Source organism: Curtobacterium sp. GC_Cur_3, assembly GCF_026544205.1.
Lineage (GTDB): Bacteria > Actinomycetota > Actinomycetes > Actinomycetales > Microbacteriaceae > Curtobacterium.
Window position 1 is genome coordinate 48,526 of the sequence record NZ_JALNUI010000015.1, and the last position, 25,273, is coordinate 73,798.

Genomic DNA, 25,273 nt, shown 5'->3' on the forward strand with positions numbered 1-25,273 from the left:
ATAGCGTTTGGGGATTACCCGATGACCCTCGCCTCCCGTCATGCTCGGGGGATGGCGAATGACCTGACCTTCAGCATCACGCGGACGCGGTTCGACGAGGACTACTCCCCCGCGGACAACTCCCGGCTGACCACGAACTTCGCCAACCTTGCGCGCGGTGAGCACCGTCAGCAGAACCTCCGCAGCGCGCTCGGGATGATCGACCGGCGCTGCAACGAGCTGGCGTCGGCGGGCGACCCGGCCGGTTCGGCCGGTGATCGCTTCCGGGTCGAGCTCGACATCGTCTCGGTCACCGCGCACTTCGTCGACCAGGGTTCTGCCGGAGAGTTCCCCTTGCTCGAGATGCTCGACGTCGCGATCCTCGACCAGCACACCGGCGAGCGCCACCAGGGGATCCTCGGCAACAACTTCTCCTCGTACCTGCGCGACTACGACTTCGCCGTCCTGCTGCCGTCGCTGTCCTCGGTCCCCGACGACTTCGGTCAGCTCCACGGACAGCTCTTCCAGCGCTTCCTGGAGTCCTCCGCGTTCCGCTCGAACTTCAGCGCAGAGCCCGTGGTCTGCATCAGCGTCTCCACGAGCCAGACCTACCGGCAGACCGAGTACGTCCACCCGGTCCTCGGCGCCGAGTACGAGCACGAGCACTCCTCCCTCACCGACGACTACTTCGGTCGGATGGGGATGCAGGTCCGTTACTTCATGCCCGCCGGCGGGAAGGCGCCGCTCGCGTTCTACTCCCGCGGTGACGTGGCGAACGACTACTCGGACCTGCAGCTCATCGGCACGATCAGCACCATGGAGACGTTCCAGCAGATCTACCGCCCGGAGATCTACAACGCGATCACGGCCGCTCCGAGCACCTACCGCCCGAGCCTGGCGCACACGGACTTCTCCACGCCGCCCGTCTCCTACGACCGCGAGGAACGGAGCCGCCTCGCGATCACCCAGGGCCGGTACACCGAGGAGCACCTCGTGACGCCGCACCGAGCACTCCTCGAGCGGTGGGCCACCAGCCCCGCCGCGCTCACCCACTGACCCACTGACCGTCCGATCCACTGGCCGTCCGCCCAGCTGACCGCCTGCCCCTGAACGACAGGAACCACACCGCATGACCACGCTCCTGCCCACCGCGATCGTCGGCAGCCTGCCGAAACCCTCCTGGCTCGCCGAGCCCGAGAAGCTCTGGTCGCCCTGGCGGCTGGACGGCGCAGCACTGGCCGAGGGCAAGCAGGACGCACTCCGCGCCGCGGTTCACGAGCAGGAGCGCGCCGGCCTCGACATCGTCAGCGACGGCGAGCAGACCCGGCAGCACTTCGTCACGACGTTCATCGAGCACCTCGACGGCGTCGACCTCGACCGCAAGGAGACCGTCCGGATCCGTGACCGGTACGACGCCGCCGTCCCGACCGTCGTCGGTGCCGTCAGCCGTCGCCAGCCGGTCTTCGTCGAGGACGCGAAGTTCCTGCGCGCCCAGACCGATCGCCCGATCAAGTGGGCGCTCCCCGGCCCGATGACGATGATCGACACCCTCTCCGACCAGCACTACAAGAGCCGCGAGAAGCTGGCGTGGGAGTTCGCCACGATCCTCAACGAGGAAGCCCGGGAGCTGCAGGACGCCGGCGTGGACGTCATCCAGTTCGACGAGCCCGCCTTCACCGTCTTCCACAACGAGGTGCAGGACTGGGGCGTGGCCGCACTCGAACGCGCAGCCGAGGGCCTCCGCGTGGAGACGGCCGTGCACATCTGTTACGGCTACGGGATCGAGGCCAACAACAAGTGGAAGGAGACGCTCGGCGCGGAGTGGCGCCAGTACGAGCAGTCCTTCCCGCTCCTGCAGCAGTCGTCCATCGACATCGTCTCGCTCGAGTGCATCCACTCCCACGTCCCCCTCGATCTCGTCGAACTCATCCGCGGGAAGAAGGTCATGCTCGGCGCAATCGACGTCGCCACCGAGACCGTGGAGACCCCGGACGAGGTCGCGGAGGTGCTTCGTCGCGCCCTGGAGTTCGTCGACGCCGACAAGCTCATCCCGAGCTCCAACTGCGGCATGGCTCCCCTGGCGCGAGGTGCCGCCCTGGACAAGCTCGGCGCGCTTGCGGCAGGAGCGGACATCGTCCGAGCTGAGCTCGCCAAGACCGCCGTGCCGGCAGCACACTGACCCCCTGATGATTCAGGACCGCTCGCCTCGCGGTCACTGACACAAGCGCGTCAGACGAGGGGCGTTGACTACGCCCATGATCACCAAGAGCAAGATCCACGAGGTCGAGAACGCGACCGTCCGAGATCGCGACGGCGCATCGGTCGGCAAGGTCAGGCAGGTGTTCCCCTCCGACGAGGACGGCAGCGCTGCGTTCGTCAGCGTCGCGACAGGCCTCCTCGGGGGTCACACCGCGCTCATCCCGGTCGAGGACGCCACGTTCGACGGCACGGACCTGCACGTCGGGTACGCGAAGAGCGCGATCAAGGGCGCACCCTCCCGAGGCACCGGAAACACCTTGTCCGCCACCGAGGCGAACGCCGTCCGCAAGCACTTCGGACTGTCCCCCACCGGCAGAGCAACCGGCGACATGGGTGATCCGCACGAGAACCTCGACCAGGCTGGTACCGGTCCCGCGGGCGCAGACGACACCGAGGGCGCGGGCACGACGCCGCCGGCGTGAGCAGCGCTGGCGAGTGACCCGAGGAAGCGCGGGAGCCCGGGGCCGCCAGCGCAGCGCGAACTGACACCGCCGCCGTGCCGTCTGGACGCTGACCACTGAACGACAGCTCCCTTCTGGAATGAGGAGAGCCGCCGTTCGTGTCGCGTCCGTCGCCTGCTCTGCTTCAGCCCGGCCGGGAGGCGGCCACCTCGCGCAGCCTGCTCACCGTTCGAGCGGCTCAGTGGCAGCGGAGCCGACCGCCGCTGCGAGGAACAGCGCCTGCAGCGCGGCGAACAGGATTGCTGTCCTCGCCGGGGCTCCGTACCCGGTCGGGCTGCCGTCCGGACCGAACGTCGTGGCGATCCGATCGGGTAGCCGATCCCACCACTAGCGACGCACCTCGTGCTCGATGAGCGCAGTGGCGACCTTGTCGGCTGCATGCGGAGCCTTTGCAAGCGCGTGCACGACCGCGGTGACTCCTGTCGCGTTGGCGATGACCGCTCCTGCCGCTCGCACTTCGCCGTTGATCCAGGTCGATGCTCCTTTCCGCTGCCAGCTCACCGTGCGATCACCCCCAGCGCAAGGCTCGAGCGCCCAGTCGGCGTAGCGACAGAGGTCGTCGAACGTGGACCAGACGCCGCCCGCCGCCGCGAACGACGACTCCCCGAGCGCCCACGGCGTGATCGGACGACCGAACAGCTTCGGCACCACACGCTCTGCCGGAGCTGGCACGAGCACCGCAGAGCTGATCCCCGCCGGCTCGAGGACGTGCTGGCGCACAGCGGCGAACCAATCGCCGTGCACCTCGTCGAGCACTGCACCGAGGAGGGCGTACCCGAGGTTGGAGTACACGAACTGGCCTCGGGGTGTGACCGGCACTGCAGCTGTCAGGTCCAGAGGAACCCCGACAGTCTCTCGGTACGGATCAGTGAACAGGCGGTCGCGCATCGTGGCCGGGAGCCGCGGCAGACCCGAGGTGTGGTGGATGAGATCAGCAACAGTCATCTCGGCGTCGGGCACACCGGGGAGGTAGTGCGCGACCGGCCGCTCGACCTCGAGCGTGAGACAGGCCGTCGTGCCCACGAGTCCCTTCGTGATGCTCCCCCACTCGAGCATCGAAGCGGTGGCGTACGACCCCCGGGGCTCACGGACACTTCGCCAGCCGTTGGCTGTGTGGAGACTTGCGCGCCAGTGGCCCGAGCTCTCAAGCGGATTTCGCACCGTGTCCCTCCTCTACAAACGCACCATCACGGGGAGGCAACTCCGTCGCACCGCGCTGCTCAGGGGTGGAGGCCGGCGTGACAACTATGGAAGCAAGATATACCAGGTTGCGCATCTAGCGTTCTAGGTGCAGGGTGTTCGCATCGAGCAGCCGCTCGACTAGCAAAGTCGCTAGGACAGGAGACCGTCTTGAAGACCATCACTCGCACCCCGCACCGCATCGCACTCGTCGCCATTGCGGCTGCCGCACTGCTCGGCTCATCACTCGTCGCAGGCCCCGCACACGCCACGGAACCTGCCGCCGACGAGCAGACTTTCATTTCCGCCGCAGAACTCGACGCTCTGGCCCCGAATGGCAGTGCTGCTCTCGATCCCCACGTGTTCCTCGAAGGGATCGAGCAACTCGAGGCATCCCCCGTGCCGCGACAGACGTTCACCGACGACGGTCACACCTACCGCCGGTACGTCGTCGAGGAGGGAGCAATCACGCTCCCAAGCGCGGATGACCTCCGCGGAGCAATTGCGGAGGCGGAAAAGTCCGAGGGCGCCACCGGCACGATCACCCCGTTCCTCGAAGCGCCATTCTCCGGCATCAAGACGGCGATCGGGTTCAACACCGTCGACCAGCAAGCCCTTGCGGCCGGCGGTGGAGCTGCCATCGGCGCTGCGATTTGTCTGATCCCTGGCATCGGGTGGGCTGCATGCGCAGCCATCGGCGTCGTCGTCAGCGTCGCGACCACGTACATCTTCAAGAACGGCATCTGCAGTGGCGGACGAAAGCTCTGGTGGTACGACGTGAAGGGCGGGTCGACCGTGGGCTGCCGCTCATCCGCCCCCTTCTGATTCGATGCAGGGAAGGACAACCCTCATGCGTGCATGGCTGCTGTACATCCTGACCGTCATCGCTGCGCTCGCAGCACTGCTCGCGATCGCCTACAGCTTGCCCGCGGCATCATCGGCCGTCTTCTGCATCGGCACCCCAGTCGTCGTGATCGGGGCCGGCCTCGGGGCCAAGTTCGTCAGGGAGACACGGAGGGGCCGCCGTACTCGTCAGCGCTGACGCAGCACATGGATGGACCGGGGCGTGGCAGCACTAGAACGCGCAGCGCTGCTCCATCTGGTCAGACTGGAGGCGCGGTGCCAGCTGGCACCGCACCTCCAGTCCGCGCGACTGAGACGAAGCAACCTCACCCCTAGACTCGGCAGATGCTCGAGAGCCGTCGCCTTCCACTGTGGGCGGGTCGCACGGCCGCGCTGCTGGGCATCGTGCTCGTGGCGTTCACCCTCCGCCAAGCTGTTGCTGCGGTCTCGCCGATCATCGGTGACATCCGGGCCGACTTCCCGGTCTCGAACCTCGAGGTCGGCCTGCTCGGCACCCTGCCGCCGCTGCTGTTCGCGGCCTCGGGGTTCACGGCACCACGCGTCGCTCGGCGTCTCGGGCTCGACGGCGGGATCGTCCTCGCGCTGGCCCTCATCACCGTCGGCCATCTCGTCCGCGCCGTCGCACCGGGCGTCGCGATGCTGCTCGTCGGCAGCATCCTGGCATTCGCCGGGACTGGCATCGGCAACGTGTTGCTGCCGTCCGTCGTCCGTCGCTACTTCCCCGACCGGGTGGCCCTGCTGACCGCGGTGTACGCGTGCATCGTGGGGGTCAGTACCGCGGTGCCTGCTGCCCTGGCTGCCCCGATCGCGCAGTACGCCGGGTGGCGGACCTCGCTCGCCGTCTGGGCAGTCACCTCAGCGGCAGCACTCGTTCCGTGGCTCGTCGTCCTCGCACAGCAGCGCCGACTCCGCCGCACGGACGCCGGTCTCGTCAGCCCCGCACCCACCGAGGTCGTCACCCGCCTGTGGCGATCACGCGCTGCGCTGTCGATCACCGCGCTCTTCTCCTCGAGCGCGATCTGCACCTACGCCGCCTTCGCCTGGCTGCCGGAGATCCTGCAGGACCTCGCCGGATCGACGCCGACCGAAGCGGGCGTGCTCCTCGCCGTCACGGGCGTGATCAGCGTCCCCGGCGCACTGATCGCTCCCCTGCTCGTGCCTCGGCTCCGCAACGTCGGCTGGCTGATCGCCGCAGGCGTCCTGAGCTTCGCACTCGGGTACCTCGGCCTGCTGCTCGCACCGGCGCCGCTCACCCTGCTCTGGGTGCTCCTGATCGGCTGCGGCTCGATCCTGTTCCCCGTCTGCCTCGTGCTCATCAACGTCCGTACCCGGACACACGGCGGGACGGTAGCCCTGAGCGGCTTCGCCCAGGGCACCGCGTACGCACTCGGCGCCCTCGGCCCGCTGCTGGTCGGGCTGCTCCACGACGCCAGTGGTGGCTGGACGCTGCCGCTGCTCTTCCTCCTCGCCGTCACGCTCGCGGCAGCGATCCCGGCGGTCACACTCGGCCGCCCGACGTTCGTCGAGGACGAGCTCGGCCGGTAGCCGACGGGACCGCCCCAGCTCATTCGGTCAGCGCGCGGGCACGAAGGCTGCGAGCGTCGCACGAGCCTCGGCGGCCGACCCGAGCGGCACGCTGCGGCTGCCGACCCCGGTCGCCAGGGACAGCGCGATGGCCACCGCGCCGACCTCAGCCGCGGACACCCATTCGGGATCGCCCTCGACGAACCGTGTCCGGATGGGTCCGAGCACGAGCGCGTGGATGCGCTTGTCCGGCGACTCCGCCGCGAGGCCACGCTGCATCATGAGCACCGCGGCCTGCTCCATGCTCACCAGTCCGCTGTTGGGCACCGGGAACTCGGCTGACTGACCGACGATCACCGTGTACGCGCCGAGGCCGCTGAGCCGAGGCACGATCGACCGCGCCACCGCCATGTGCACCGTGGCCAGTTCAGTGAAGGCCGCGGCCCAGTCGTCCTCGCCGATGTCGGTCAGCGGTCCGCCCTGCCACCAGCCGCCGACGGGGACCACGACGTCGTCGATGCCACCCATCCGCTCGGTCATCTCGCGACCGAGCGCCTCAGCACCGGCGAAGGAGGTGTAATCGTGCGTCGGCAGGTGCAGCAGCGGGGACGTCCCGACATCCCCGAGCGCAGCGCGCAGCTCGGCTCCGCGCGCCTCGGACCGGGTGGGCACGACGACGTCGGCGCCCGCGTCGAGGTAGGCGCGGACGACGCCTTCGCCGACACCCCCGGTGCCGCCGGGCACGAGGACGCGGCGGCCGGAGAGGTCATGGGTGGACGGTACTTCGTTCAAAGCAGAACTCCTTGGTCGAACCAATGTTGGTTGCGCCAACGGTAACATCGATCGTTGGTAGCGCCAACTGGTATCGTGCTGCCATGCCTGATGCACCGACGCCGCCTGAGGCACTCCGGACCCTGGTGAGCTGGCAGGCCGGCCGCGTCGCCACGATCGGGGCGCGCCTCACGGGCGCCAGGATGCCGCTCGAAGCACGGTCCGACTTCGCGGTCCTGTCCCTCCTCGAGGAGAACGGCCCGCTCAGCCAGGCCGACATCGGCCGGATCCTCGGTCTCGACCGGAACAACGTCAACGGAATCGTCGTCCGCCTCGAGACCGACGGGTTCGCGAGCCGGCAGCCGGACCCGGAGGACCGGCGGCGCAACGTCGTCACCATCACGACCGCGGGCCGCGCCCGGTCGTCCGAGCTCCTGGACCACGCGCAGGCAGTGCAGGCGGAGCTCCTGACCGCGCTCTCCCCCGACGAGCGCAAGGCCCTCATCGGCCTGCTCGGCAAGGTCCTCGCCAGCCACCCGGCGCAGTCCGCCTGAGCCAGGTCTCCATCTGGTCAGCCTGGAGGCTCGGTGCCAGCTGGCACCGAGCCTCCAGTCCGGAACAGGGTTGCGGACACGCGGCGGCCGTGCCGCCATCTGTCACATGTCGGCGATGAGCCGGAGCGTGTAGCCGTCGGGGACCGTCTGGTGTTCGACGTAGTGCATGAACACCGGCGCTGCCTGGTCGGCCGTGAAGAGCTCTGACAGGTGCCGCGGCTCGTGCGCAGCCTGCACGTCGATGGTCTCCGTGAGCGGTTCCGCGAGGTCGTGGTCGCGGCCGACGATGTAGAAGCGGTACTCGCCGTCGTCCTCACGTCGGCGGAGTTCGACGCTCATCTTCTCCGCGGTGCCACCGGCCTCCAGGTACGAGCCCCCGTACTCGTCGATGACCGACTGCGCGCCGGCGCGCCAGGTCTCGTGATCGATCAGTGCGGAGAAGACCAGCCACGCGAAGTGGTCGTCGTTGTCGAGCAGGCCGAGGCAGCGGCGGACCTGGTCGGGGAGCGGGCGGAACGTGTCCTTTAGGACACTGCTGACCGACCCGTTGGTCTTCATGATGATCGGACAAAATTATCAAGTTCCACTTGACCGACACACCCAACACCCAGTCGTACGCGAACGTGAGGAATAACAATCCGCCCACGCGCGTCCCCGATGCATCACCTAGGCACCCAGAATGATAGACAGGGCAATAAGAGCAATCATGAGAGTCACGAATATGACACAAGCGCCCCTTCAGCCGGCTTTCACACCACGCTGCCCTAAAGATCCTATGAAAGGGAGGGGCAATCGCATCGGTTGGATAGGCGGACAGCGTCGTCAACGAACGCGGCCACCAGATGCTTGGTGCAGATTACTCGCTAGTGAGTTCGGCGCGCGGCCGTGCGTCGTTCACTCGCGGTTGAGGTGTATGCCGCTTCCAGTAACTACCTCCTTGCAGCGGCGGAATTATTCACATTCTGACCACCTTTCGGATGCCCCATCGGAACTTACCTGGGATCATGCCTCTTCGCGTCTGGCAAGCGAGAAGTTCGCCCGCCATCTACCCGCTCAAACAAGTCGTTGAACCATTGAACGCCCGCTGCTCTCGCGGACCGTTGAGTCACGCGGGCGCCCGAGATGAAACGCTTCCCACCGTGCACTGTCCCAAATCTTATGCCGTTGCCGATCCTGTGCAGCCCCACCAGCTGGGGAGCGCCTCCGGAGTAAGGGTCCGCCCGCCCACGTAGGGCTTCAGTGAATGAGCTATAAATGGATCGACTCGTGCCGCCCTGAACACTTTCCTCCCAAAGCTTTCCGGTTGCCCGAACCTCTCGAGCTCCGCTCCCGGCGAGATGTAACCGCGCAGACTTCCCAGGCATGGCAACCTCCTTCGTATTCCAGGTCTGGCTCGATGCCTCAAAGGTGATCACCGCGAGCTCAAAAACAGAATCCATTTTATCTCGACGGCGAGTTGCGACGACTAAGCCAAAATCGCGCTGCTCCTGTAACGGGTAGTCTCTCCACAGTCGCCGAATCGCATCGCCGATGTCGCCGAAAGCTGAGGCCCGCCTCCGCGTCGCACCCGCCGCTATCTCATCTAGCACTGTTGGAATCGCTAATGCGGGAAACAACACGTCACCCCAGTACCCGAAAATATGGGGAGTGGTTGATGCGGCGAAAGTTTTTCGCCCCTGATTCCACTGGTGCGAGTCGCCCCAAGTGATTCTACTGTCGCTCGCGATGTAAATTGAGGACACCGCTCGATGATCCACGCCCGCCCAAGCGATCAGAGTCGTCACAAGCCCCCCTAAAAAAGAACCGGAGCGCCGACTGCTGTCGACGCTCCGGGAAGACCTGAGTGCTGTCAAATTGTCAGCAGGGACACCTCGTACCGCCTCGTATTTGGCGGCCTCAGGAGTTGCGTCCTTGAAGGGCCGATGAAGCCCGAACAAGGTGGGCGCAGCAAGCTGGCGCCAAAAAGAAAGCTATCGACCCCGGGCGCGCTTGTCAACAAAGTGTGGCCGCTGGACTTCCATGTCACCCAACAGAAGAATCGCCATTCTGTACTTCATTCTCAACATGTTAGACATCTCGACTTTCTCGGTCGCCCACCCGTTCTGTCACAGAGTCGGCCAGCGGCCAAGACGGGGGCCGGCCGCTCCTTTTACAGAGGCGATGACGTTGACTTGGCCTCACATCCACCGACGGCGAGCGAGACAAATTAGGAGGAAGAGACTTGTTCCCAGTTCGCTCCATCGAGCCACTCTACGATTGCTGCTCGGTCAAGCGGTTTAGCCCGAGCGAACTTTGTAAAGGAAACGCGAGTCGCTCTGCGATCGGAAGTAGCCCGCTAATGCAGGGACGCAGCGTCGAGCTCACGGCCGAGATCAATTGCGCGAACACTCGCGCGGACGCCGCGCGCGGCGCTAAGCCGGGGCACTTTTTGTTCCTGCCGCGCGGCCTCGCTACTTGCACTCCGACACAGGCGGCTGCAGGGGCCGGCGGCACAGGACGCCGATCGTCACTGTCAGCTTCCACTCACTCGTCCCCGAGACGCTCTGCTTCCAGATCGTGCATCTTCGCCTCTCGAAGATAGCCTTCCGCGATGCCACGAAGCACACTCGCGGTTCTAGGCCACCGAACTGCGAGGGCCGCTGCGGAATCACGGTAGTTGCGCTCGAGTTCACGTTCCTGGTCCCCTCCGTCGTAGACAGCACGTGACGTGAACCCGCGTTGATTCGTCCTCCCAACATGGAGTCCGGTTTCGATACGGATACTTACCAACGACTCGATAAGGTCTCGCACCGGTTCGGCGGGCCAGATCCCGTCCTCTCCTACAGGGCTTACGGAGAGGATCTGGCCAATCTGCTCGTCACCGATCGCGGCGCGGCCGGCATCGGACAGGGCTGATCGAGCGGCCTGCACCCAAGCGGTGAGGTGCTCGGCATCTATAGATCCATCTCTCTTGCTACCCGGCAGTCCTCTCCATTCGTGCAAGATCGAAAACGCTAGAGTGCCGAACGCCGACTCCTTCGCAGTCCGATCGCGTTTTTGCTCACCGTCACCTCGAAAGACCCCCTTCATCAATGCGACGAATTCGTCAGGGTCGGAGTTGAGCCGACGGTACAGCGCAGATGATGGCCGATGATCCGGGAGTAGATTGAAGAGCGCAAACTCGAGGGAAGGTAGACTCGGCTCTTCCGGCAATACCGCCTCGAGATGATTGAGTATTGTCGCAACACTGTACCCAGTCATTTGAGCGTCTTCCGGCGGACCGGGAAAGTGTAGCAAAGCCTCCAGCACAGACAAGGTTATTGAATTATCGAACGTTGAATGCTCTTCCAGCAGTGCTGCCACCAAATGGACCGCAGCCCAGGGCCGTTTATGCTCAAGTAACAACTGTACGGCCTCATCACGCTCCCCGAGCGGCACTTCGTAGTGAGAAACATGCGACCAGTACTCAACTTGATAGTCCTGATCAAGCTCGTCGACGACCTGCCAAAATCGTCGTTCGAAGGGAACAGCATTCATCAAGCTCAGCGGGACTCTCGGGATGTCTCGAAATACGCCGCCGAGCCAAGATTCCCCATTGGTGAGCATTCGCGACCGCGCGAACGATGATGCCGCTTCTACGAGATGAACCTCCTCCCGACTCAACCAATCAAGCACCCGCGTAGCTGGTAAGTCGCCGAAATCAGCCATAGCCTGCCCGACGAGCCTTGGAACTGGAACCGAACTCATGAACGCCTCAAGCTCTACAGGACTAAAGGCGATGAGCTCTTCCACCGCCTCGCGCTGCATGTCCGCCAGCCTCTCCCGATAACCTTCTCGGCCCAACCGCCTACCCGGTACGGACGGCCGCCAATCGAATATGCGAGCGAGTCGCCGAGGATCCTCAGGGCTCGCCAATCGATCAGCAACCGACTTCAGCAGACCTAACCCATCAGCATCGAGTGCCCAGTCAGCATCTGCGTAGTCCTCGTGACGACTGATCTCCTTCGTCAGCGCCTCCCAAACAGCATATCGATTCTCGCTCGACCAGCCAGAAGATTCGATAACCCCCTGAAGCGTCCTGAGGACGATTTCTCGCCCGCCCTGCGGAAGGCGATCGACCTTTGACACCAGCTGAGTCCAGCGCTCAGGAGTATCACCAGCGGCCGAAACCGCTATCTTCACAAGCGCTTGGGAGTACCGATGAACTTCTTCGTAGGTGACGGAGTTCCTCTTTGGCCCCCAGTCCCGATACGACGGTCGATGTGGAACTAGGCCAACTGCGCGCATGCTGGGCAAACCCGAAAGAACGAGCGACCAACCGATTTCGGGGGCAAAATCTATCACTCGGCTGATGATGCCAATCTTGTCGTCGACACCGCCACCGCCGTACGGGAAAATGGCCCTCGTGAGGTTCTGGAGACTTGCTGACGGTCGATTCGACAGCCGTCCGCCAGGATCCAGCATTGAAAGCTTCGCGAGGAGCCTTCCCACATGCCCGAAGTAGCTCGGCGACCACGACAGGCTCTCCAGCGCCCACAGCAAGCTAGTGTGGGGAGAGGAGGGCGCGAACGGGTCGCCGGCAGCACTCCCATCTCGGAACACCGTCCGAAGAATTGAGTCGGGTCCACCCGCGCCGAGTTCGACCGCTTCGAGGAACTCGTCCGGTGCCGCTTCAGCAAGCGCCGGAAGTACGGAGGCGATGCGAGCCCATGTCCCACCCGAGCCGTCGTCATTCGCTCGTTGCAGGACTGCTCGGACGATAGAGCGCACGTAGGGATTTACATCGACGGCCGCCGATACATCCAATGCGGTGGCGCCAGCGAGTGCCACCCCATCTGCCAGGTGCTGACGGAGTGTCCCGGAGATCGACGACTCTGAGTCGGAGACAGAAGCCGCGATGCGTTCCACGGGCGTCAGGGCCTCAAGCGGATCTTCCGCGAGGAGATGATGGATGACCGTTTCGCGCCAGCGATGGAGGTCGGCGTCCGTCAGGTGCGGGAAGAGTAGGAGAGCTGCCTCTACTGGTGCAACCGGCCGCCAAAGCCCCCCGGAGTGGACGAAGGGTGCCTCCGCTGTGGCGGCCAAGGTTCGCAACTGCTGCTCGACCGAGCGGCTAGAAGTTTCGGTGAGGCACTCGATCACAGCGGAGTCGGCCGGGGTGGACGTCCAGGAGCCGGCAAGTATGAGCGGTGCCAGGATGGCCGCGACCGCGCCATCGATTGCCCACGGCGGGACCGTCGCGCGAGGGTCTCGGGCGATGGATCGGAAAAGCGCTGGCATGCTTCGTCGTCCCAACGCCACGAGTTCTTCGGCAGTATGGAAGTCGACATCGCTCTCCTCGAGTACCTGCCGGGCTTCTACCCGGTCAATCTTTGGTAGGTCGATGCCATTACCCGGCCGTACGGTCTCAGTCGCCCCGGCCACGAGGATAACCCGATGGCCTGCATCGGTCGCGATCTTGATGTCTGGCCGTCCGTCGAAGTACGGAATCAAGACCATGGGCTGCGACGATGCGCTCAAGGATGTCCAAGCAGCCGCGTCAGTCACCACGAGGACACGGTCAATGACGTCGCCTGCGGGATGCAGCGCTGCATGAACGAATGCGAGCGCATCATCAACCCAAGGCGCTCGAACTGTGATCACTGCATCCGACGCCGCGTCGACGATAACCTGCGTCAGCTGCTCAGCCTCGGTTGCCCGCCCAGCAGTGAAGAACGCCGTAGGCAGCTCGAGCCTCGAACGCCCGCTGAAACTCAACCACCAGTCAGTAATCACACGAGCATTGCGCGGGTGTCGACCCAGGCGTTCAGACAACCAATAATGCACGGACGGCGTCGACTGGAGCCAGCCTTCGAGAACATGCGCATCGATTGCCTTAACGGCAGCAAACACGCCATCTTTAGAACGAGCGTCCGCCCAAGCCCGTCCGCCCGCCCAGTTGCGAGGTGTCGCGTACACAAAAGTGTGTTGCTTGGCGCTCGCGTCAAAGCCGACGCGCTTGTCGTAGTCGGCTTGCGCCTTTCTCTTTGAATCCTTCTCCGTGCCGAACTCAAACCGCAGGTCCCCCCGAGGCAGAAATGGACCACCGCCCGAAGACGCTGAGCCGTCCCAACCGGGAGCAGCAACTCCCTCGTGGGACCGAATGTCGAGGTCCACGACGTGCGAAGACGCGGCTAGCAGTCGACGCATGAGTTCGGGGAAAGCTCCCTTGGCGTCCTCCGACATCGCCCACGCGTCGAGGTCAGCTGCCCGGACCAAGTCAGGACCAAGAGGTTTGACCATCGGCACGATTGATGAGACTGCCTCTCCCCGATGGGCAGCAAACTCGAGTACGTGCTCACGAGCGAACCGATGCTGCTTAGCGCCCGGCAGACGAGCGGACACTAACGTGCCCTTCGCAGCCCAGTTCCGCACTGTGTTGGGATGCACTCCAAGGAGACGAGCGGTCTCGCCAACCGTCAGATACGCAGCGTCGGATGTGCGTTTCATGCTGGCACCGTAGCACCATGTGGTTTTTGTGTCTTACCCAAGTCCGAGCTGCACGACTCGATCCAGCTTGAACCAGGTCCTACGCACGCCACGTGCACGGCGCGGAGAGCCAAGGCTGCTCTAGAGCTTGGACTCGACTTATTCGGGCGGAACTGTCGAAGCGTCCTCAAGGGCTCCGCATCGATCACGGCGGTTGACTGAATCTCGACGTCGTGAGCTGCACCAGCTAACTCTTGGCGAGCTGGCGACTTGCGGACCTCATGCGCGATCGGTCAAAAATGGGTCGGTCGCCCACCGGCCGAAGCCAGCGGGGCGTCCCCACGCGTCAGAGCAAGCTCAGAAGTCCCAGTCCTCGTCCTCAGTGCTCTCGGCCTTGCCGATGACGTACGACGAGCCCGACCCCGAGAAGAAGTCGTGGTTCTCGTCCGCATTGGGCGACAGCGCCGACAGGATCGCCGGGTTGACGTCCGTCGTCTCCTTGGGGAACATCGGCTCGTAGCCAAGGTTCATCAGCGCCTTGTTGGCGTTGTAGTGCAGGAACTTCTTGACGTCCTCGGTCAGCCCGACCTGGTCGTAGAGGTCCTGCGTGTACTGGATCTCGTTCTCGTACAGTTCGAACAGCAGGCTGAACGTGTAGTCCTTGATCTCCTGCTTGCGCTCCTCGGAGGCGCCCTCGAGCCCCTTCTGGAACTTGTACCCGATGTAGTACCCGTGGACGGCTTCGTCGCGGATGATCAGGCGGATCAGGTCAGCGGTGTTCGTGAGCTTCGCGCGCGAGGACCAGTACATCGGCAGGTAGAAGCCGGAGTAGAACAGGAACGACTCGAGCAGGGTCGACGCGACCTTGCGCTTCAGGGGGTCGTCGCCGGTGTAGTAGTCGAGGACGATCTGCGCCTTCTTCTGCAGGTTCACGTTCTCGGTGGACCAGCGGAAGGCGTCGTCGATCTCGGGCGTCGACGCCAGGGTCGAGAAGATCGACGAGTAGCTCTTGGCGTGCACCGACTCCATGAACGCGATGTTCGTGTAGACGGACTCCTCGTGCGGGGTGATCGCGTCGGGGATCAGGCTGATCGCACCGACGGTGCCCTGGATGGTGTCGAGAAGCGTCAGACCGGTGAACACGCGCATGGTGAGCTGCTGCTCCTCGGGCGTGAGGGTGTTCCACGACTGCACGTCGTTCGACAACGGCACCTTCTCGGGCAGCCAGAAGTTGTTGACGAGGCGGTTCCAGACCTCGACGTCCTTCTCGTCCTGGATGCGGTTCCAGTTGATCGCGCTGACCGAACGGATCAGCGGGACGGCTTTGCCGGTGGCGTGGACCGGGTCGGTGAGAGTCATTGCTTCTTCCGGAATTGAGATGGTGACGAATCGAAGGCCGGGAGGCGCGGTGCGGGCTGGCACCGCGCCTCCAGGCCGGGGGTGGTCGCGTCAGCGACCGAGACGACGCAGCATGCACGACGCCGGAGGCGTCACAACATGCACGAAACGCAGCCCTCGACCTCGGTGCCCTCGAGTGCGAGCTGGCGCAGACGGATGTAGTAGATCGTCTTGATGCCCTTGCGCCATGCGTAGATCTGCGCCTTGTTGATGTCGCGCGTGGTGGCGGTGTCCTTGAAGAACAGCGTCAGGGAAAGGCCCTGGTCCACGTGCTGCGTCGCCGCGGCGTACGTGTCGATGATCTTCTCGGCGCCGATCTCGTACGCGTCCTGGTAGTAGTCCAGGTTGTCGTTCGTCATGAACGGCGCCGGGTAGTAGACGCGGCCGAGCTTGCCTTCCTTGCGGATCTCGATCTTCGACGCGATCGGGTGGATCGACGACGTCGAGTGGTTGATGTACGAGATCGAACCGGTCGGCGGGACGGCCTGCAGGTTCTGGTTGTAGATGCCGTGCTCCTGGATGGACGCCTTCAGCGCCTTCCAGTCGTCCTGCGTCGGGATGGTGATGTTCGCGTTGTCGAACAGCGACGCGACGCGGGGGGTGGCCGGCGTCCAGACCTGGTCGGTGTACTTGTCGAAGAACTCACCCGACGCGTACTTCGAGTCGCGGAAGCCGTCGAAGGTCTCCCCGGTCTCGATGGCGATCTTGTTCGAGGCGCGCAGGGCGTGGAACAGCACCGTGTAGAAGTAGATGTTCGTGAAGTCGATGCCCTCGTCGGAGCCGTAGAACACGCGCTCACGAGCAAGGTAGCCGTGCAGGTTCATCTGGCCGAGGCCGATGGCGTGCGACTTGTCGTTGCCGTCCTCGACGGAGCGGACCGACGTGATGTGGGACATCTGCGAGACCGAGGTCAGGCCGCGGATGGCGGTCTCGATGGTCTTGCCGAAGTCCGGCGAGTCCATCGTCAGCGCGATGTTCAGCGAGCCGAGGTTGCAGGAGATGTCCTTGCCGATCTCCTTGTACGAGAGGTCCTCGTTGAAGGTGGTCGGGGTGTTGACCTGCAGGATCTCCGAGCACAGGTTCGACATGTTGATCCGGCCCTTGATCGGGTTGGCCTTGTTCACCGTGTCCTCGAACACGATGTACGGGTAGCCCGACTCGAACTGGATCTCCGCGATGGTCTGGAAGAACTCGCGCGCCTTGATCTTCGTCTTCTTGATGCGCGAGTCGTCGACCATCGCGCGGTAGTTCTCGGAGATCGGGACGTCACCGAAGGGGACGCCGTAGACCTTCTCGACGTCGTACGGCGAGAACAGGTACATGTCCTCGTTGTTCTTCGCGAGCTCGAACGTGATGTCCGGAACGACGACGCCGAGGGACAGCGTCTTGATGCGGATCTTCTCGTCGGCGTTCTCGCGCTTGGTGTCGAGGAACTTCATGATGTCCGGGTGGTGGGCGCTGAGGTAGACCGCGCCAGCACCCTGACGCGCACCGAGCTGGTTCGCGTAGGAGAAGGAGTCTTCCAGCAGCTTCATCACGGGGATGATGCCCGAGGACTGGTTCTCGATCTGCTTGATCGGGGCGCCGGCCTCACGGATGTTGGAGAGCAGCAGGGCCACGCCGCCGCCGCGCTTCGAGAGCTGCAGCGAGGAGTTGATCCCGCGGGAGATCGACTCCATGTTGTCCTCGATGCGGAGGAGGAAGCAGGAGACGAGCTCGCCGCGCTGGGCCTTCGCGGTGTTGAGGAACGTCGGGGTGGCGGGCTGGAAGCGGCCGGCGACGATCTCCTCGACGAGGTCGATCGCGAGCTGCTCGTTGCCCTGCGCCAGGCCGAGGGCGGTCATCACGACGCGGTCCTCGAAGCGCTCGAGGTAGCGCTTGCCGTCGAACGTCTTGAGCGTGTAGCTCGTGTAGTACTTGAACGCACCGAGGAACGTCTGGAACCGGAACTTCTTCGAGTACGCCAGGTCGTTGAGCCGCTGGATGAAGTCCATCGAGTACAGGTCGATCGTCGCCTGCTCGTAGTACTCGTTCTCGACCAGGTAGTCCAGCCGCTCCTTCAGGTTGTGGAAGAAGACGGTGTTCTGGTTGACGTGCTGCAGGAAGAACTGCTTGGCGGCTTCGCGGTCCTTGTCGAACTGGATCTTGCCGTCCGCGTCGTAGAGGTTGAGCATCGCGTTGAGGGAGTGGTAGTCCATCCCCGTCGTCGGCGACGTCAGATCGACGTCTGCAACTGCTGCGTCCAAAATGCATCCAATCCTGAGTTGACCGCGGACACGTCGTCCGGCGTGCCGAAGAGTTCGAAGCGGTAGAGCACGGGCACGTGGCACTTGCGCGACACGACGTCGCCCGCCAGGCCGTAGGCCTCACCGAAGTTCGTGTTCCCGCCGACGATGACGCCCCGGATCAGTGACCGGTTGTGCTCGTCGTTCAGGAACTTGATGACCTGCTTGGGGACCGCTCCCTCGCCGTTGCCGCCACCGTAGGTGGGGAGGACGAGGACGTACGGTTCGTCCACGTGCAGGAACGGTTCGCCCGGGTAGAGCGGGATCCGGTCCGCGTCGCGGCCGAGCTTCTCGATGAAGCGCGCGGTGTACCCGGACACGCTCGAGAAGTAGACGATTCGGCTCATGGTGTCGCTCCTTGTCAGGTGCGGACAGACGGACCGGGGGTGTCCGACGGGTGGTGCGTCGAGCCTCCTGATCGAGTTCGACGCACCGTCCGCCGGACGGTGGAGCCCTACGCCAGTTCGGCGCTGAGGGTCGCGATCTTGTCGGGACGGAAGCCCGACCAGTGGTCGTCGTCGGTCACGACGACGGGGGCCTGCATGTAGCCGAGGCTCTTGACGTGCTCGAGGGCGGCGTCGTCCGTCGAGACGTCGTGCACCTCGTACTGGATGCCCTTGTTGTCGAGGGCCCGGTACGTCGCGGTGCACTGGACGCAGGACGGCTTGGTGTAGACGATGACGGCCATGTTCTCCCCTTGTTCTGGACCCCGTTCGGGGCCCGAAGTTCTGGTGCTGTGCTGAGCACGACGCTACTACATGTTGTGCCCGATGCCCGGATGGACCACTAGAGGAAGTGTTACACCCCTGTAGTTTCCACAACACCCTCCACAGTCTGTGGATTCCCCACAGCCCCGGATTTCCGCCAGTCTGGCGCGCACCACCGACACTGCCAACAGCCTGTGGAGTGGGTTGTCCCGAGGTGTGGAAACAGCCCGTTCGCACCCCCGTGTCGGCGTGTCTGAGAAGCGGGTCCCGAACCCCGTCCAAGGTGCCCTCCCCCGGTCGGGTGACACACGCCCCGCGCCGCCCCGTCCGGTCCGTACACTCGTTGCGTGAGCGCGTACGGCAACCTGTTGAAGACCCCCGGCGTCGGCCGCGTGATCGCCGCCCAGCTCACCGCGCGGTTCCCGTTCGGGATGCTGTCGCTCGCCTACCTGCTGCACGTCGAGCACATCTTCGGCTCGTACGGCTCCGCGGGTCTCGTGCTCGCCACCACGAGCGTCGGCCAGGCCATCGCCGGCCCGCTCACCAGTCGATGGATGGGCAGCTGGGGCATGCGGCCGGTCCTCATCCTCACCAGCATCGTCGCGCTCGCGAGCATGGCGGTCATCGCGTTCGTGCTGATGCCCCTGTGGGCGTACGTCGTCATCGGGTTCCTCGGCGGGCTGGCCGTGCCGCCCGTGCAGCCAGCGGTGCGCACCATCTACCCGAAGATGGTCACGTCGGCGCAGCTCACACCCCTGTTCTCGCTCGACGCCAGTGCCCAGGAGCTCATCTGGGTCGCCGGCCCGGTCATCACCACGTTCGTCGCGACGCAGATCGGCACCGTCCAGGCGATCGTCGTCGCGATGGTGTTCCTCGTCGTCGGTGGTGTCTGGTTCATCGCCTCCCCCGAGCTCGGCCGCGTGCGCATCCCCCGGTCCAAGCGCGCCTTCGGCGTCGTGATGAAGCGTCCGTCCGTCGTCGTGGCCACCCTGACCGGCCTGCTCCTCATCGGGGCGTGCGCCGCGGTGGAGGCCGGCGTCACCAGCGCCTTCGGCGAGGGCAGCCCGAACGCCGGCATCGTCCTCGCGATCTTCGCGGTCGGGTCGCTCGTCGGCGGTCTGGCGTTCGGCCACCGTCCGATCTCGCCGGGCACGCTGTGGACCCGCATGCTCATCGTCTTCATCGGCCTGGGGCTCGCCACGTTCGGCACCGGGTTCTGGTGGCTGTCGTTCGCACTCCTCATCGCCGGCGGTGGCATCGCGCCGGCCCTCGCCGTGATGTTCGGCTCCGTGTCCGCCACGGTGAAGTTCTCCGACACCGCCGAGGCCTACGGCTGGATGGGCACCGGGCAGCTCATCGGTGCCGCGGGCGGGTCAGCGGTCGCCGGCTTCCTCATCGACATGCACGGAGCCACGGGTGGCCTGGCAGTCGGTGCAGCAGCGGCGTTCGTCGGGGTGCTCCTGCCGCTGGTCGCGAAGCGCTGGCTCCCCGACCTGCGCGGTCGCGACGCCAGCCCCATCCCCGACACCGAGCCGGTCAACCTCCCCACCTGAGGCGCCGCGGGTCCTTCGCGCGTAGCGCTGTCCTTCCCGCGCGTGGCCGGCGGATTCCCGCGTAGCGAGTCGAATCGCGCGTAGGAGGTCGAACCTTCCGACCCGCAACGCGCGGAAGCACCTTCCACCGCGAGCGTGATGGGAAGGAACGCGCTCCTCCACACCGGGCCCTTCCCGCGCACCATCCACAGTTCGGCCAGGAGGCCCGTCCCGCCGCCGCCCCGCCCGGCAGGATGGACGCATGGTCACCTCCATCCCCCTCCGCGACGGCAACTCCGTCCCAGCCGTCGGCTTCGGCGTCTACAAGGTCGACGACGCGGACGCCGAGACCGCGGTCGGCATCGCGCTCGATGCCGGCTACCGCCACGTCGACACAGCCGAGATGTACGGCAACGAGCGCGGCGTGGGGACGGCGATCCGAGCCTCCAGGCTGGACCGCGACGACGTCTTCGTGACCACCAAGGTGTGGAACGACCACCAGGGGCGCGACGCGACCCTGCGCGCGTTCGACGCCAGCCTCGACCGGCTCGGGCTCGACGCCGTCGACCTCTACCTGATCCACTGGCCGGCCGCGGCGAACGACCGCTACGTCGAGACCTGGCGCACCCTCGTCGAACTCCGTGGGAGCGGGCGTGCCCGGAGCATCGGTGTCTCGAACTTCCAGGTGCCGCACCTCGAGCGCCTCATCGCGGAGACGGGCGAGGTGCCGGCGCTGAACCAGGTGGAGCGGCACCCGTGGCTCCCCCAGCACGAGCTCATGGCGTTCCACGCACAACACGACATCGTGACGGGGGCGTGGTCACCGCTCGGGCGGGGTCGCCTGGTCGACGACCCGGTGCTGACACGCATCGCGGACGCCCACGGGGTGAGCGTGGCGCAGGTTCTCGTGCGGTGGAACGTGCAGCAGGGCGTCGTCGTCCTGCCGAAGTCGGTGACGCCGTCGCGGATCCGCGCGAACCTCGACGTCGATGGCTTCGTGCTCAGCGACGACGACCTGGTCGCGATCGCCTCGCTCGAGTCCGGGCAGCGGACGGGCTCCCACCCGGACTCGGTGTCGTAGCGGCGAGGGTCAGTTGCTCTCCGACTGCCACGGCAGGTGCAGGTCACCGGGCTCGGGCTCGACGTCGCCCGCGTCGTCGGCGCCGCCGGTCCCCGGGGCCGCGACGATCCGCGAGGGGTCGATGCCGTCCTCACGCAGGTCGTCGTCGTCGCGCTGCAGGGTCTGGGACGCGTCCATCTCCCGCTCGCTCGAGGGACTGTAGGACGTGTCGGCCGCCCGCTGTTCGCGCTCGTTGACCCCGTCGACGTCGTCGGAGTGCGCGGCGTTCGTCAGTGCCTCGGAGCGGTCGCGGTCGTCGGAGTGCTCGGGCCCTGCGATGTCGTTGCTCATGGGTGTTCCTCTCGTCCTCGCCGACGCTAGGCGGGGCAGGGTCCCCCGTTCCCAGTTCTGGGGTCGGACGGGGGACGCCCGGTTCGGTAGCGTCGCAGCGTGATGGATCCTCGTGCCCTGGCCTCGGAACAGCTCCGCAGCGGCGAACACCTGCTGTGGGTGGGGCAGAGCGACCCGCGCAAGCTGTTCACCGGGCGGGACGGCTTCCTCATCCCGTTCAGCCTGTTCTGGTGCGGCTTCATGGCGTTCTGGATGACCGAGGCCGGGACGGACGGTGCGCCTCCGTTCTTCCTGGTGTTCGGCAGCGTCTTCGTGCTCGTCGGCCTGTACATGCTGGTCGGCCGTTTCCTCGTGAAACGGCACCGCAAGCGCACCGAGGTGTACGCGGTCACCGACCGACGCGTCTTCATCACGAACGGCCGCAGCACCCGCGAGACCGACGTCCGCCGGACGGACCGGAACGTGCAGTGGACGCACGACCGAGCCCACTGCTCGGTGCAGTGGGAGACGGGGAACTCCGGCGCACGGGCGTTCTTCGGGGGAGGCAACCCGCAGGCGGTCTACGCGAACACCGGGCTGGACGGCGTCTTCGGCCCGAGGACCACCGCGTTCTGGGACGTCCCGGACGGCGACGCGCTGGTCTCGGCGCTCGACGGCGCCTCCGTCCGCTGACGGAGCGGCACCGCGGCCCGGTCAGTCAGCACCAGCCGACCGCGCCGACAGGCGACAGGCCGCTGGGCCGACGGTGCGTCCTGCGTGACAGTTCGGTCACGACTCGTCCAGCGCCCCCACCGCCCGCGCTACGATCGGCCTCGGATCGAGGGGGAAGCATGATTCGACGGCCGTTCCTGGTCGCACTGGTGGGGAGCGCGGCGCTGGTCGTCACGCTGTCGGGCTGCAGCCTGCTCCGGGGTGGCGACGACCCACTGCCCGGGCCGAGCCGCGCCGCGTCCACGCCGAGCGCCGCTCCGACCGATGCAGCCCCGGACCCGGACATCGAGAACGCCGCGCTGAACCCGCCACGCATCGCCGCCGGCACGCTCCTCACCGAGACCGACGTCACTTCGCCGACCGGTCGGACGAGCATCCACGTGCGCGTCCTCGCCGACGCCGACGGCACCTTCCGCACCGAGCTCTCCGGATGGCGATCCACGGAGTCGCAGGCGATGACGCTCGAGTTCCGCCGTTCGGTCCCGAAGCCCTCGGACGGGTACGGCACGCCGTACGGCCAGGTCCAGTGGGCCGCCGGTCAGACACCTCCGGCATCCACCCGGCTCGACGGCGTCGGCGCGCGTCCGGACTTCCTCGAGAGCGTCGTGCTCATGCCCACCGTCACGACCGACAGCGACGGCTCGGTGGACAGCGCGTCCTGGGCCGGACACGTCCTGGCGGTCGCACCGCTGACGTGGCACGTCCCGACGCCGTACCCGGACATGCACGTGACCCTCGGCGAGGCACGGCCCGGCGCCTACGGGATCGTCAGTGCACAGGGCGGCCGCTCCGCGGACTACCTCGTGGCGCACGGCGACGACCAGGTGACGGTCGCGAAGCGCTTCGGCGTGAGCATCCCCGAGCTCCGGTGGATGAACCCGGACATGCGCACGCTCAACGGCGAGTGGCTGATCGAGGGCACGCACCTGAACCTCGACCCGCAGGGGCGCTGAGCTACAGCCAGGAGGCCCGACACACCTCCCCGGGTCCGCTACCGTTGTCGGGCACTCGCCCCACCTCAGGAGGTCCCCCGTGACGATCGTCGCAGCAGCTGACGGCTCCGCCCTCGGCAACCCCGGCCCGGCCGGCTGGGCCTGGTACGTCGACGATGACCGCTGGGCCGCCGGTGGGTGGCCGCGCGGGACGAACAACCAGGGCGAGCTGACAGCCGTGCTCCAGCTGCTCCGTGCCACCAAGGACACGGGCGAGCCGCTGCACATCCTCTGCGACAGCCAGTACGCCATCAAGGCCTGCACCGAGTGGCTCGCCGGGTGGAAGCGGAAGAACTGGCGGAAGGCCGACGGCAAGCCCGTCCTGAACGTGGAGATCATCAAGGAGCTCGACGCCGAGCTGCAGGGCCGCACGGTCACCTTCGAGTGGGTCCGCGGGCACATGGGCCACGAGATGAACGAGGCCGCCGACGTCCGTGCCCGGGGTGCCGCGACGGCGTACCAGAACCGCACCGACGTCCCGACGGGTCCGGGTTGGCCGGGCGTCGAGGTCGCCGAGCCCGCAGCGCTCCCCGAGGCCACCCCGCCCGCGACCCTGTTCTGAGCTGACCTCGTCGGGGCGCAGCGGCTCCGAGACTCGGCGCCGAGAACGGGATCCGGTGCACCGCACCCAGAACCGGCCCCGGAGACACGACGAAGGGCCCGGACTCGAGAGCCCGGACCCGTCGGTCAGTCGGTCGTGTCAGTAGGTGCCGTCGCGGCGGTCCTGCCGAGTGATCTGCTCCCCCGAGGCCGGGTCGACGCCCGAGCGCGTGGTCGTGGTGGTGCGACGGCCGCCGAAGGCCACCGCCAGGCTGATGATGAGCAGGACGACGCCCGCGGCCATCAGGATGTAGCCGATGAGGCGGAGATCGATGCCTGCGAGCTGGACGTTCAGCGCGAAGGCGACGATCGCGCCGATGACGATCAGGGCGATGCTGGATCCGATGCGCATGTCGCATTCCTTCCGGTAGGTGGCGCGGCAGACGCTACCCGTCCGCCAGGAGTCCGGCACACCCCCGAACGGCCGAAGCACTCGCGGGGCTGGGGTCCGGCGCAGCAGCATCTGACATGTCGTATTCTGGCCGCGACCCGCACACTGCGGGCTGCATCCAGGAAAGAGCACCACATGACTCCCAGCAAGAAGACCATCGGCCTCGTGACGTGCGCCACCGGCGTCGTCCTCGCGTCCCTCGCCTTCGGGCCGGCGGCGAACGCCGCGTCCATCGAGACCGCGAGCTCGACGGCGCCCGCCGCAAGCAGCTCCACCACCGCCGTCACCGCGCCCGAACTGTCGATCGTGTCGCAGTCCAGCGGTGTCGTCCAGGTCGGCGTCCGCGCGGCCGCAGACAGTCTCGTGCGGTTCGAGGACGACACCCAACGCACCACGGTCGTCCGCATCCCCCCGTCCGGCTACAACACCGTGTTCGTCCGCGTGGACGACGACCGGCTCACCACCTTCACGGTGACCTCGGTCCTCGACGGTGAGAGCCTGCAGACCCCGTGGTCGGTCGACACGCGCGACCAGGCCCCGGTCGACCCGGGCACCCCCGTCGACCCGGGCACCCCGGGCACCGGCGACGCCCCGACCGTCGTCGTCTCCGGGTACGCCGGGGGCTACGCTGACCTCGTCGTGACCGGCCCGGCCGGCAAGACCTACGACGTCACCGACGCCGCTGGCCACGTGGTCGGTGGTCGGTGGTGGCATCCTCGGCCGCACCGCTGCACGGGTGTCAGTCGAGGCCCCGGAGGGCACGATCACCACGTACACGGTCTCCGTGAAGGACGGGCTGAACGTCATCGGTTCGACCACCGTCGAGGTCGGCCAGTCGTCGAGCACCGAGCCGGACCAGCCGGTCGCACCGTCGCCCGAGCCCGTCGACCCGGGCGAGGGCCAGGACCCGCAGGTCCCGGTCGATCCGGGCACCCCGATCCCGGAGCAGCCCGGCGACCAGGACGGCTCCGTCGCCGGTGACGTCACGGTCGGCGCCGTCGCGAACGGCCGCGCCGACGTCACGGTCAGCGGCCCCATCGGAGCGCAGTGGATGATCACCGGCGAGGGTGACTCCTACGTCACCGGCGGGTTCATCGAAGGCCGCAGCATCACCCGCAGCATCGTCGTGGGGACCGGTTCGGTGAAGACGTTCACGCTCCACATGGCCGGCGGGACGACGACCTTCACGGTCGACGCGGGCTGACGCC

23 protein-coding genes and 1 pseudogene are annotated in these 25,273 nt (G+C 66.2%); 13 read left to right on the forward strand and 11 right to left on the reverse strand.

Annotated elements, in window-relative coordinates:
- Positions 1-51 precede the first annotated feature (51 nt).
- The 3 genes from OXR63_RS09715 (at position 52) to OXR63_RS09725 (ending at position 2,660) form a co-directional block, all read left to right on the forward strand.
- Positions 52-1,035, forward strand: a complete 984-nt coding sequence (locus tag OXR63_RS09715; RefSeq protein ID WP_267422369.1) for a putative oxygenase MesX — start codon at positions 52-54, stop codon at positions 1,033-1,035.
- A gap of 73 nt (positions 1,036-1,108) precedes the next feature.
- A complete protein-coding gene (locus OXR63_RS09720; RefSeq protein WP_267422371.1) occupies positions 1,109-2,158 on the forward strand; it encodes a methionine synthase in 1,050 nt (349 codons plus the stop codon).
- 76 nt (positions 2,159-2,234) lie between these two features.
- A complete protein-coding gene (locus tag OXR63_RS09725) occupies positions 2,235-2,660 on the forward strand; it encodes a PRC-barrel domain-containing protein (protein ID WP_267422374.1) in 426 nt (141 codons plus the stop codon).
- 201 nt (positions 2,661-2,861) lie between these two features.
- On the opposite strand, the pseudogene OXR63_RS18550 reads toward OXR63_RS09725, so the two are convergent.
- A pseudogene (locus OXR63_RS18550) lies at positions 2,862-3,014 on the reverse strand (hypothetical protein); the annotation flags it as partial.
- Between the two features lie 12 nt (positions 3,015-3,026).
- On the reverse strand, positions 3,027-3,860 hold the full coding sequence (locus tag OXR63_RS09730) for a serine hydrolase domain-containing protein (protein WP_267422377.1): 834 nt from the start codon (positions 3,858-3,860) through the stop codon (positions 3,027-3,029).
- 189 nt (positions 3,861-4,049) lie between these two features.
- Here OXR63_RS09730 and OXR63_RS09735 point away from each other — a divergent pair, with 189 nt between their 5' ends.
- The 3 genes from OXR63_RS09735 (at position 4,050) to OXR63_RS09745 (ending at position 6,287) form a co-directional block, all read left to right on the forward strand.
- On the forward strand, positions 4,050-4,703 hold the full coding sequence (locus tag OXR63_RS09735) for a hypothetical protein (RefSeq protein WP_267422379.1): 654 nt from the start codon (positions 4,050-4,052) through the stop codon (positions 4,701-4,703).
- Between the two features lie 25 nt (positions 4,704-4,728).
- Positions 4,729-4,920, forward strand: a complete 192-nt coding sequence (locus tag OXR63_RS09740) for a hypothetical protein (RefSeq protein ID WP_267422381.1) — start codon at positions 4,729-4,731, stop codon at positions 4,918-4,920.
- A gap of 146 nt (positions 4,921-5,066) precedes the next feature.
- Complete coding sequence (locus tag OXR63_RS09745) at positions 5,067-6,287, forward strand: MFS transporter (protein WP_267422383.1); 1,221 nt, start codon at positions 5,067-5,069, stop codon at positions 6,285-6,287.
- A 27-nt stretch (positions 6,288-6,314) separates the two neighbouring features.
- Here the strand turns inward: OXR63_RS09745 and OXR63_RS09750 are convergent, their stop codons facing one another.
- Positions 6,315-7,058, reverse strand: coding sequence for an SDR family oxidoreductase (locus OXR63_RS09750; RefSeq protein WP_267422384.1), 744 nt, complete (start codon positions 7,056-7,058; stop codon positions 6,315-6,317).
- Between the two features lie 83 nt (positions 7,059-7,141).
- Here OXR63_RS09750 and OXR63_RS09755 point away from each other — a divergent pair, with 83 nt between their 5' ends.
- Complete coding sequence (locus tag OXR63_RS09755; protein ID WP_267422385.1) at positions 7,142-7,591, forward strand: MarR family winged helix-turn-helix transcriptional regulator; 450 nt, start codon at positions 7,142-7,144, stop codon at positions 7,589-7,591.
- 102 nt (positions 7,592-7,693) lie between these two features.
- On the opposite strand, the gene OXR63_RS09760 is transcribed toward OXR63_RS09755, so the two are convergent.
- The 6 genes from OXR63_RS09760 to nrdH all read right to left on the reverse strand — a co-directional run bounded on the left by OXR63_RS09760 (position 7,694) and on the right by nrdH (position 18,409).
- Positions 7,694-8,149: a hypothetical protein gene (locus OXR63_RS09760; protein WP_267422386.1), complete on the reverse strand. Its 456-nt coding sequence runs from the start codon at positions 8,147-8,149 to the stop codon at positions 7,694-7,696.
- 1,965 nt (positions 8,150-10,114) lie between these two features.
- Entirely contained in the window at positions 10,115-14,059 is a 3,945-nt protein-coding gene (locus OXR63_RS09765; protein ID WP_267422387.1) for a helix-turn-helix domain-containing protein, read from the reverse strand.
- 336 nt (positions 14,060-14,395) lie between these two features.
- The gene (nrdF, locus tag OXR63_RS09770; protein ID WP_056119980.1) at positions 14,396-15,397 is read right to left on the reverse strand and encodes a class 1b ribonucleoside-diphosphate reductase subunit beta; all 1,002 of its coding nucleotides are present in this window, start codon (positions 15,395-15,397) and stop codon (positions 14,396-14,398) included.
- 131 nt (positions 15,398-15,528) lie between these two features.
- The gene (gene nrdE, locus OXR63_RS09775; RefSeq protein WP_267422392.1) at positions 15,529-17,634 is read right to left on the reverse strand and encodes a class 1b ribonucleoside-diphosphate reductase subunit alpha; all 2,106 of its coding nucleotides are present in this window, start codon (positions 17,632-17,634) and stop codon (positions 15,529-15,531) included.
- Positions 17,635-17,651: 17 nt separating this feature from the next.
- Complete coding sequence (gene nrdI / locus OXR63_RS09780; RefSeq protein ID WP_194663476.1) at positions 17,652-18,068, reverse strand: class Ib ribonucleoside-diphosphate reductase assembly flavoprotein NrdI; 417 nt, start codon at positions 18,066-18,068, stop codon at positions 17,652-17,654.
- A gap of 107 nt (positions 18,069-18,175) precedes the next feature.
- Positions 18,176-18,409: a glutaredoxin-like protein NrdH gene (gene nrdH / locus OXR63_RS09785; RefSeq protein ID WP_071277742.1), complete on the reverse strand. Its 234-nt coding sequence runs from the start codon at positions 18,407-18,409 to the stop codon at positions 18,176-18,178.
- A gap of 366 nt (positions 18,410-18,775) precedes the next feature.
- On the opposite strand from nrdH, the gene OXR63_RS09790 reads away from it, so the two are divergent.
- Both OXR63_RS09790 and OXR63_RS09795 read left to right on the forward strand, forming a co-directional pair.
- A complete protein-coding gene (locus OXR63_RS09790; RefSeq protein WP_267422400.1) occupies positions 18,776-19,981 on the forward strand; it encodes an MFS transporter in 1,206 nt (401 codons plus the stop codon).
- A gap of 241 nt (positions 19,982-20,222) precedes the next feature.
- A complete protein-coding gene (locus tag OXR63_RS09795; protein WP_267422401.1) occupies positions 20,223-21,041 on the forward strand; it encodes an aldo/keto reductase in 819 nt (272 codons plus the stop codon).
- Positions 21,042-21,050: 9 nt separating this feature from the next.
- Here OXR63_RS09795 and OXR63_RS09800 read toward each other — a convergent pair whose 3' ends face one another.
- On the reverse strand, positions 21,051-21,371 hold the full coding sequence (locus tag OXR63_RS09800; RefSeq protein WP_267422403.1) for a hypothetical protein: 321 nt from the start codon (positions 21,369-21,371) through the stop codon (positions 21,051-21,053).
- A 99-nt stretch (positions 21,372-21,470) separates the two neighbouring features.
- On the opposite strand from OXR63_RS09800, the gene OXR63_RS09805 reads away from it, so the two are divergent.
- The 3 genes from OXR63_RS09805 (at position 21,471) to OXR63_RS09815 (ending at position 23,636) form a co-directional block, all read left to right on the forward strand.
- Positions 21,471-22,043: a hypothetical protein gene (locus OXR63_RS09805; RefSeq protein ID WP_267422405.1), complete on the forward strand. Its 573-nt coding sequence runs from the start codon at positions 21,471-21,473 to the stop codon at positions 22,041-22,043.
- Positions 22,044-22,201: 158 nt separating this feature from the next.
- The gene (locus tag OXR63_RS09810) at positions 22,202-23,035 is read left to right on the forward strand and encodes a hypothetical protein (RefSeq protein WP_267422407.1); all 834 of its coding nucleotides are present in this window, start codon (positions 22,202-22,204) and stop codon (positions 23,033-23,035) included.
- Between the two features lie 79 nt (positions 23,036-23,114).
- Entirely contained in the window at positions 23,115-23,636 is a 522-nt protein-coding gene (locus OXR63_RS09815) for a ribonuclease H family protein (protein ID WP_267422409.1), read from the forward strand.
- 138 nt (positions 23,637-23,774) lie between these two features.
- On the opposite strand, the gene OXR63_RS09820 is transcribed toward OXR63_RS09815, so the two are convergent.
- Positions 23,775-24,026: a DUF6458 family protein gene (locus tag OXR63_RS09820; RefSeq protein WP_194663464.1), complete on the reverse strand. Its 252-nt coding sequence runs from the start codon at positions 24,024-24,026 to the stop codon at positions 23,775-23,777.
- Between the two features lie 775 nt (positions 24,027-24,801).
- On the opposite strand from OXR63_RS09820, the gene OXR63_RS09825 reads away from it, so the two are divergent.
- Positions 24,802-25,269 carry a hypothetical protein gene (locus OXR63_RS09825; protein WP_267422412.1) on the forward strand — a complete coding sequence of 156 codons (468 nt, stop codon included), beginning with the start codon at positions 24,802-24,804 and terminating at the stop codon, positions 25,267-25,269.
- Positions 25,270-25,273: the final 4 nt, after the last annotated feature.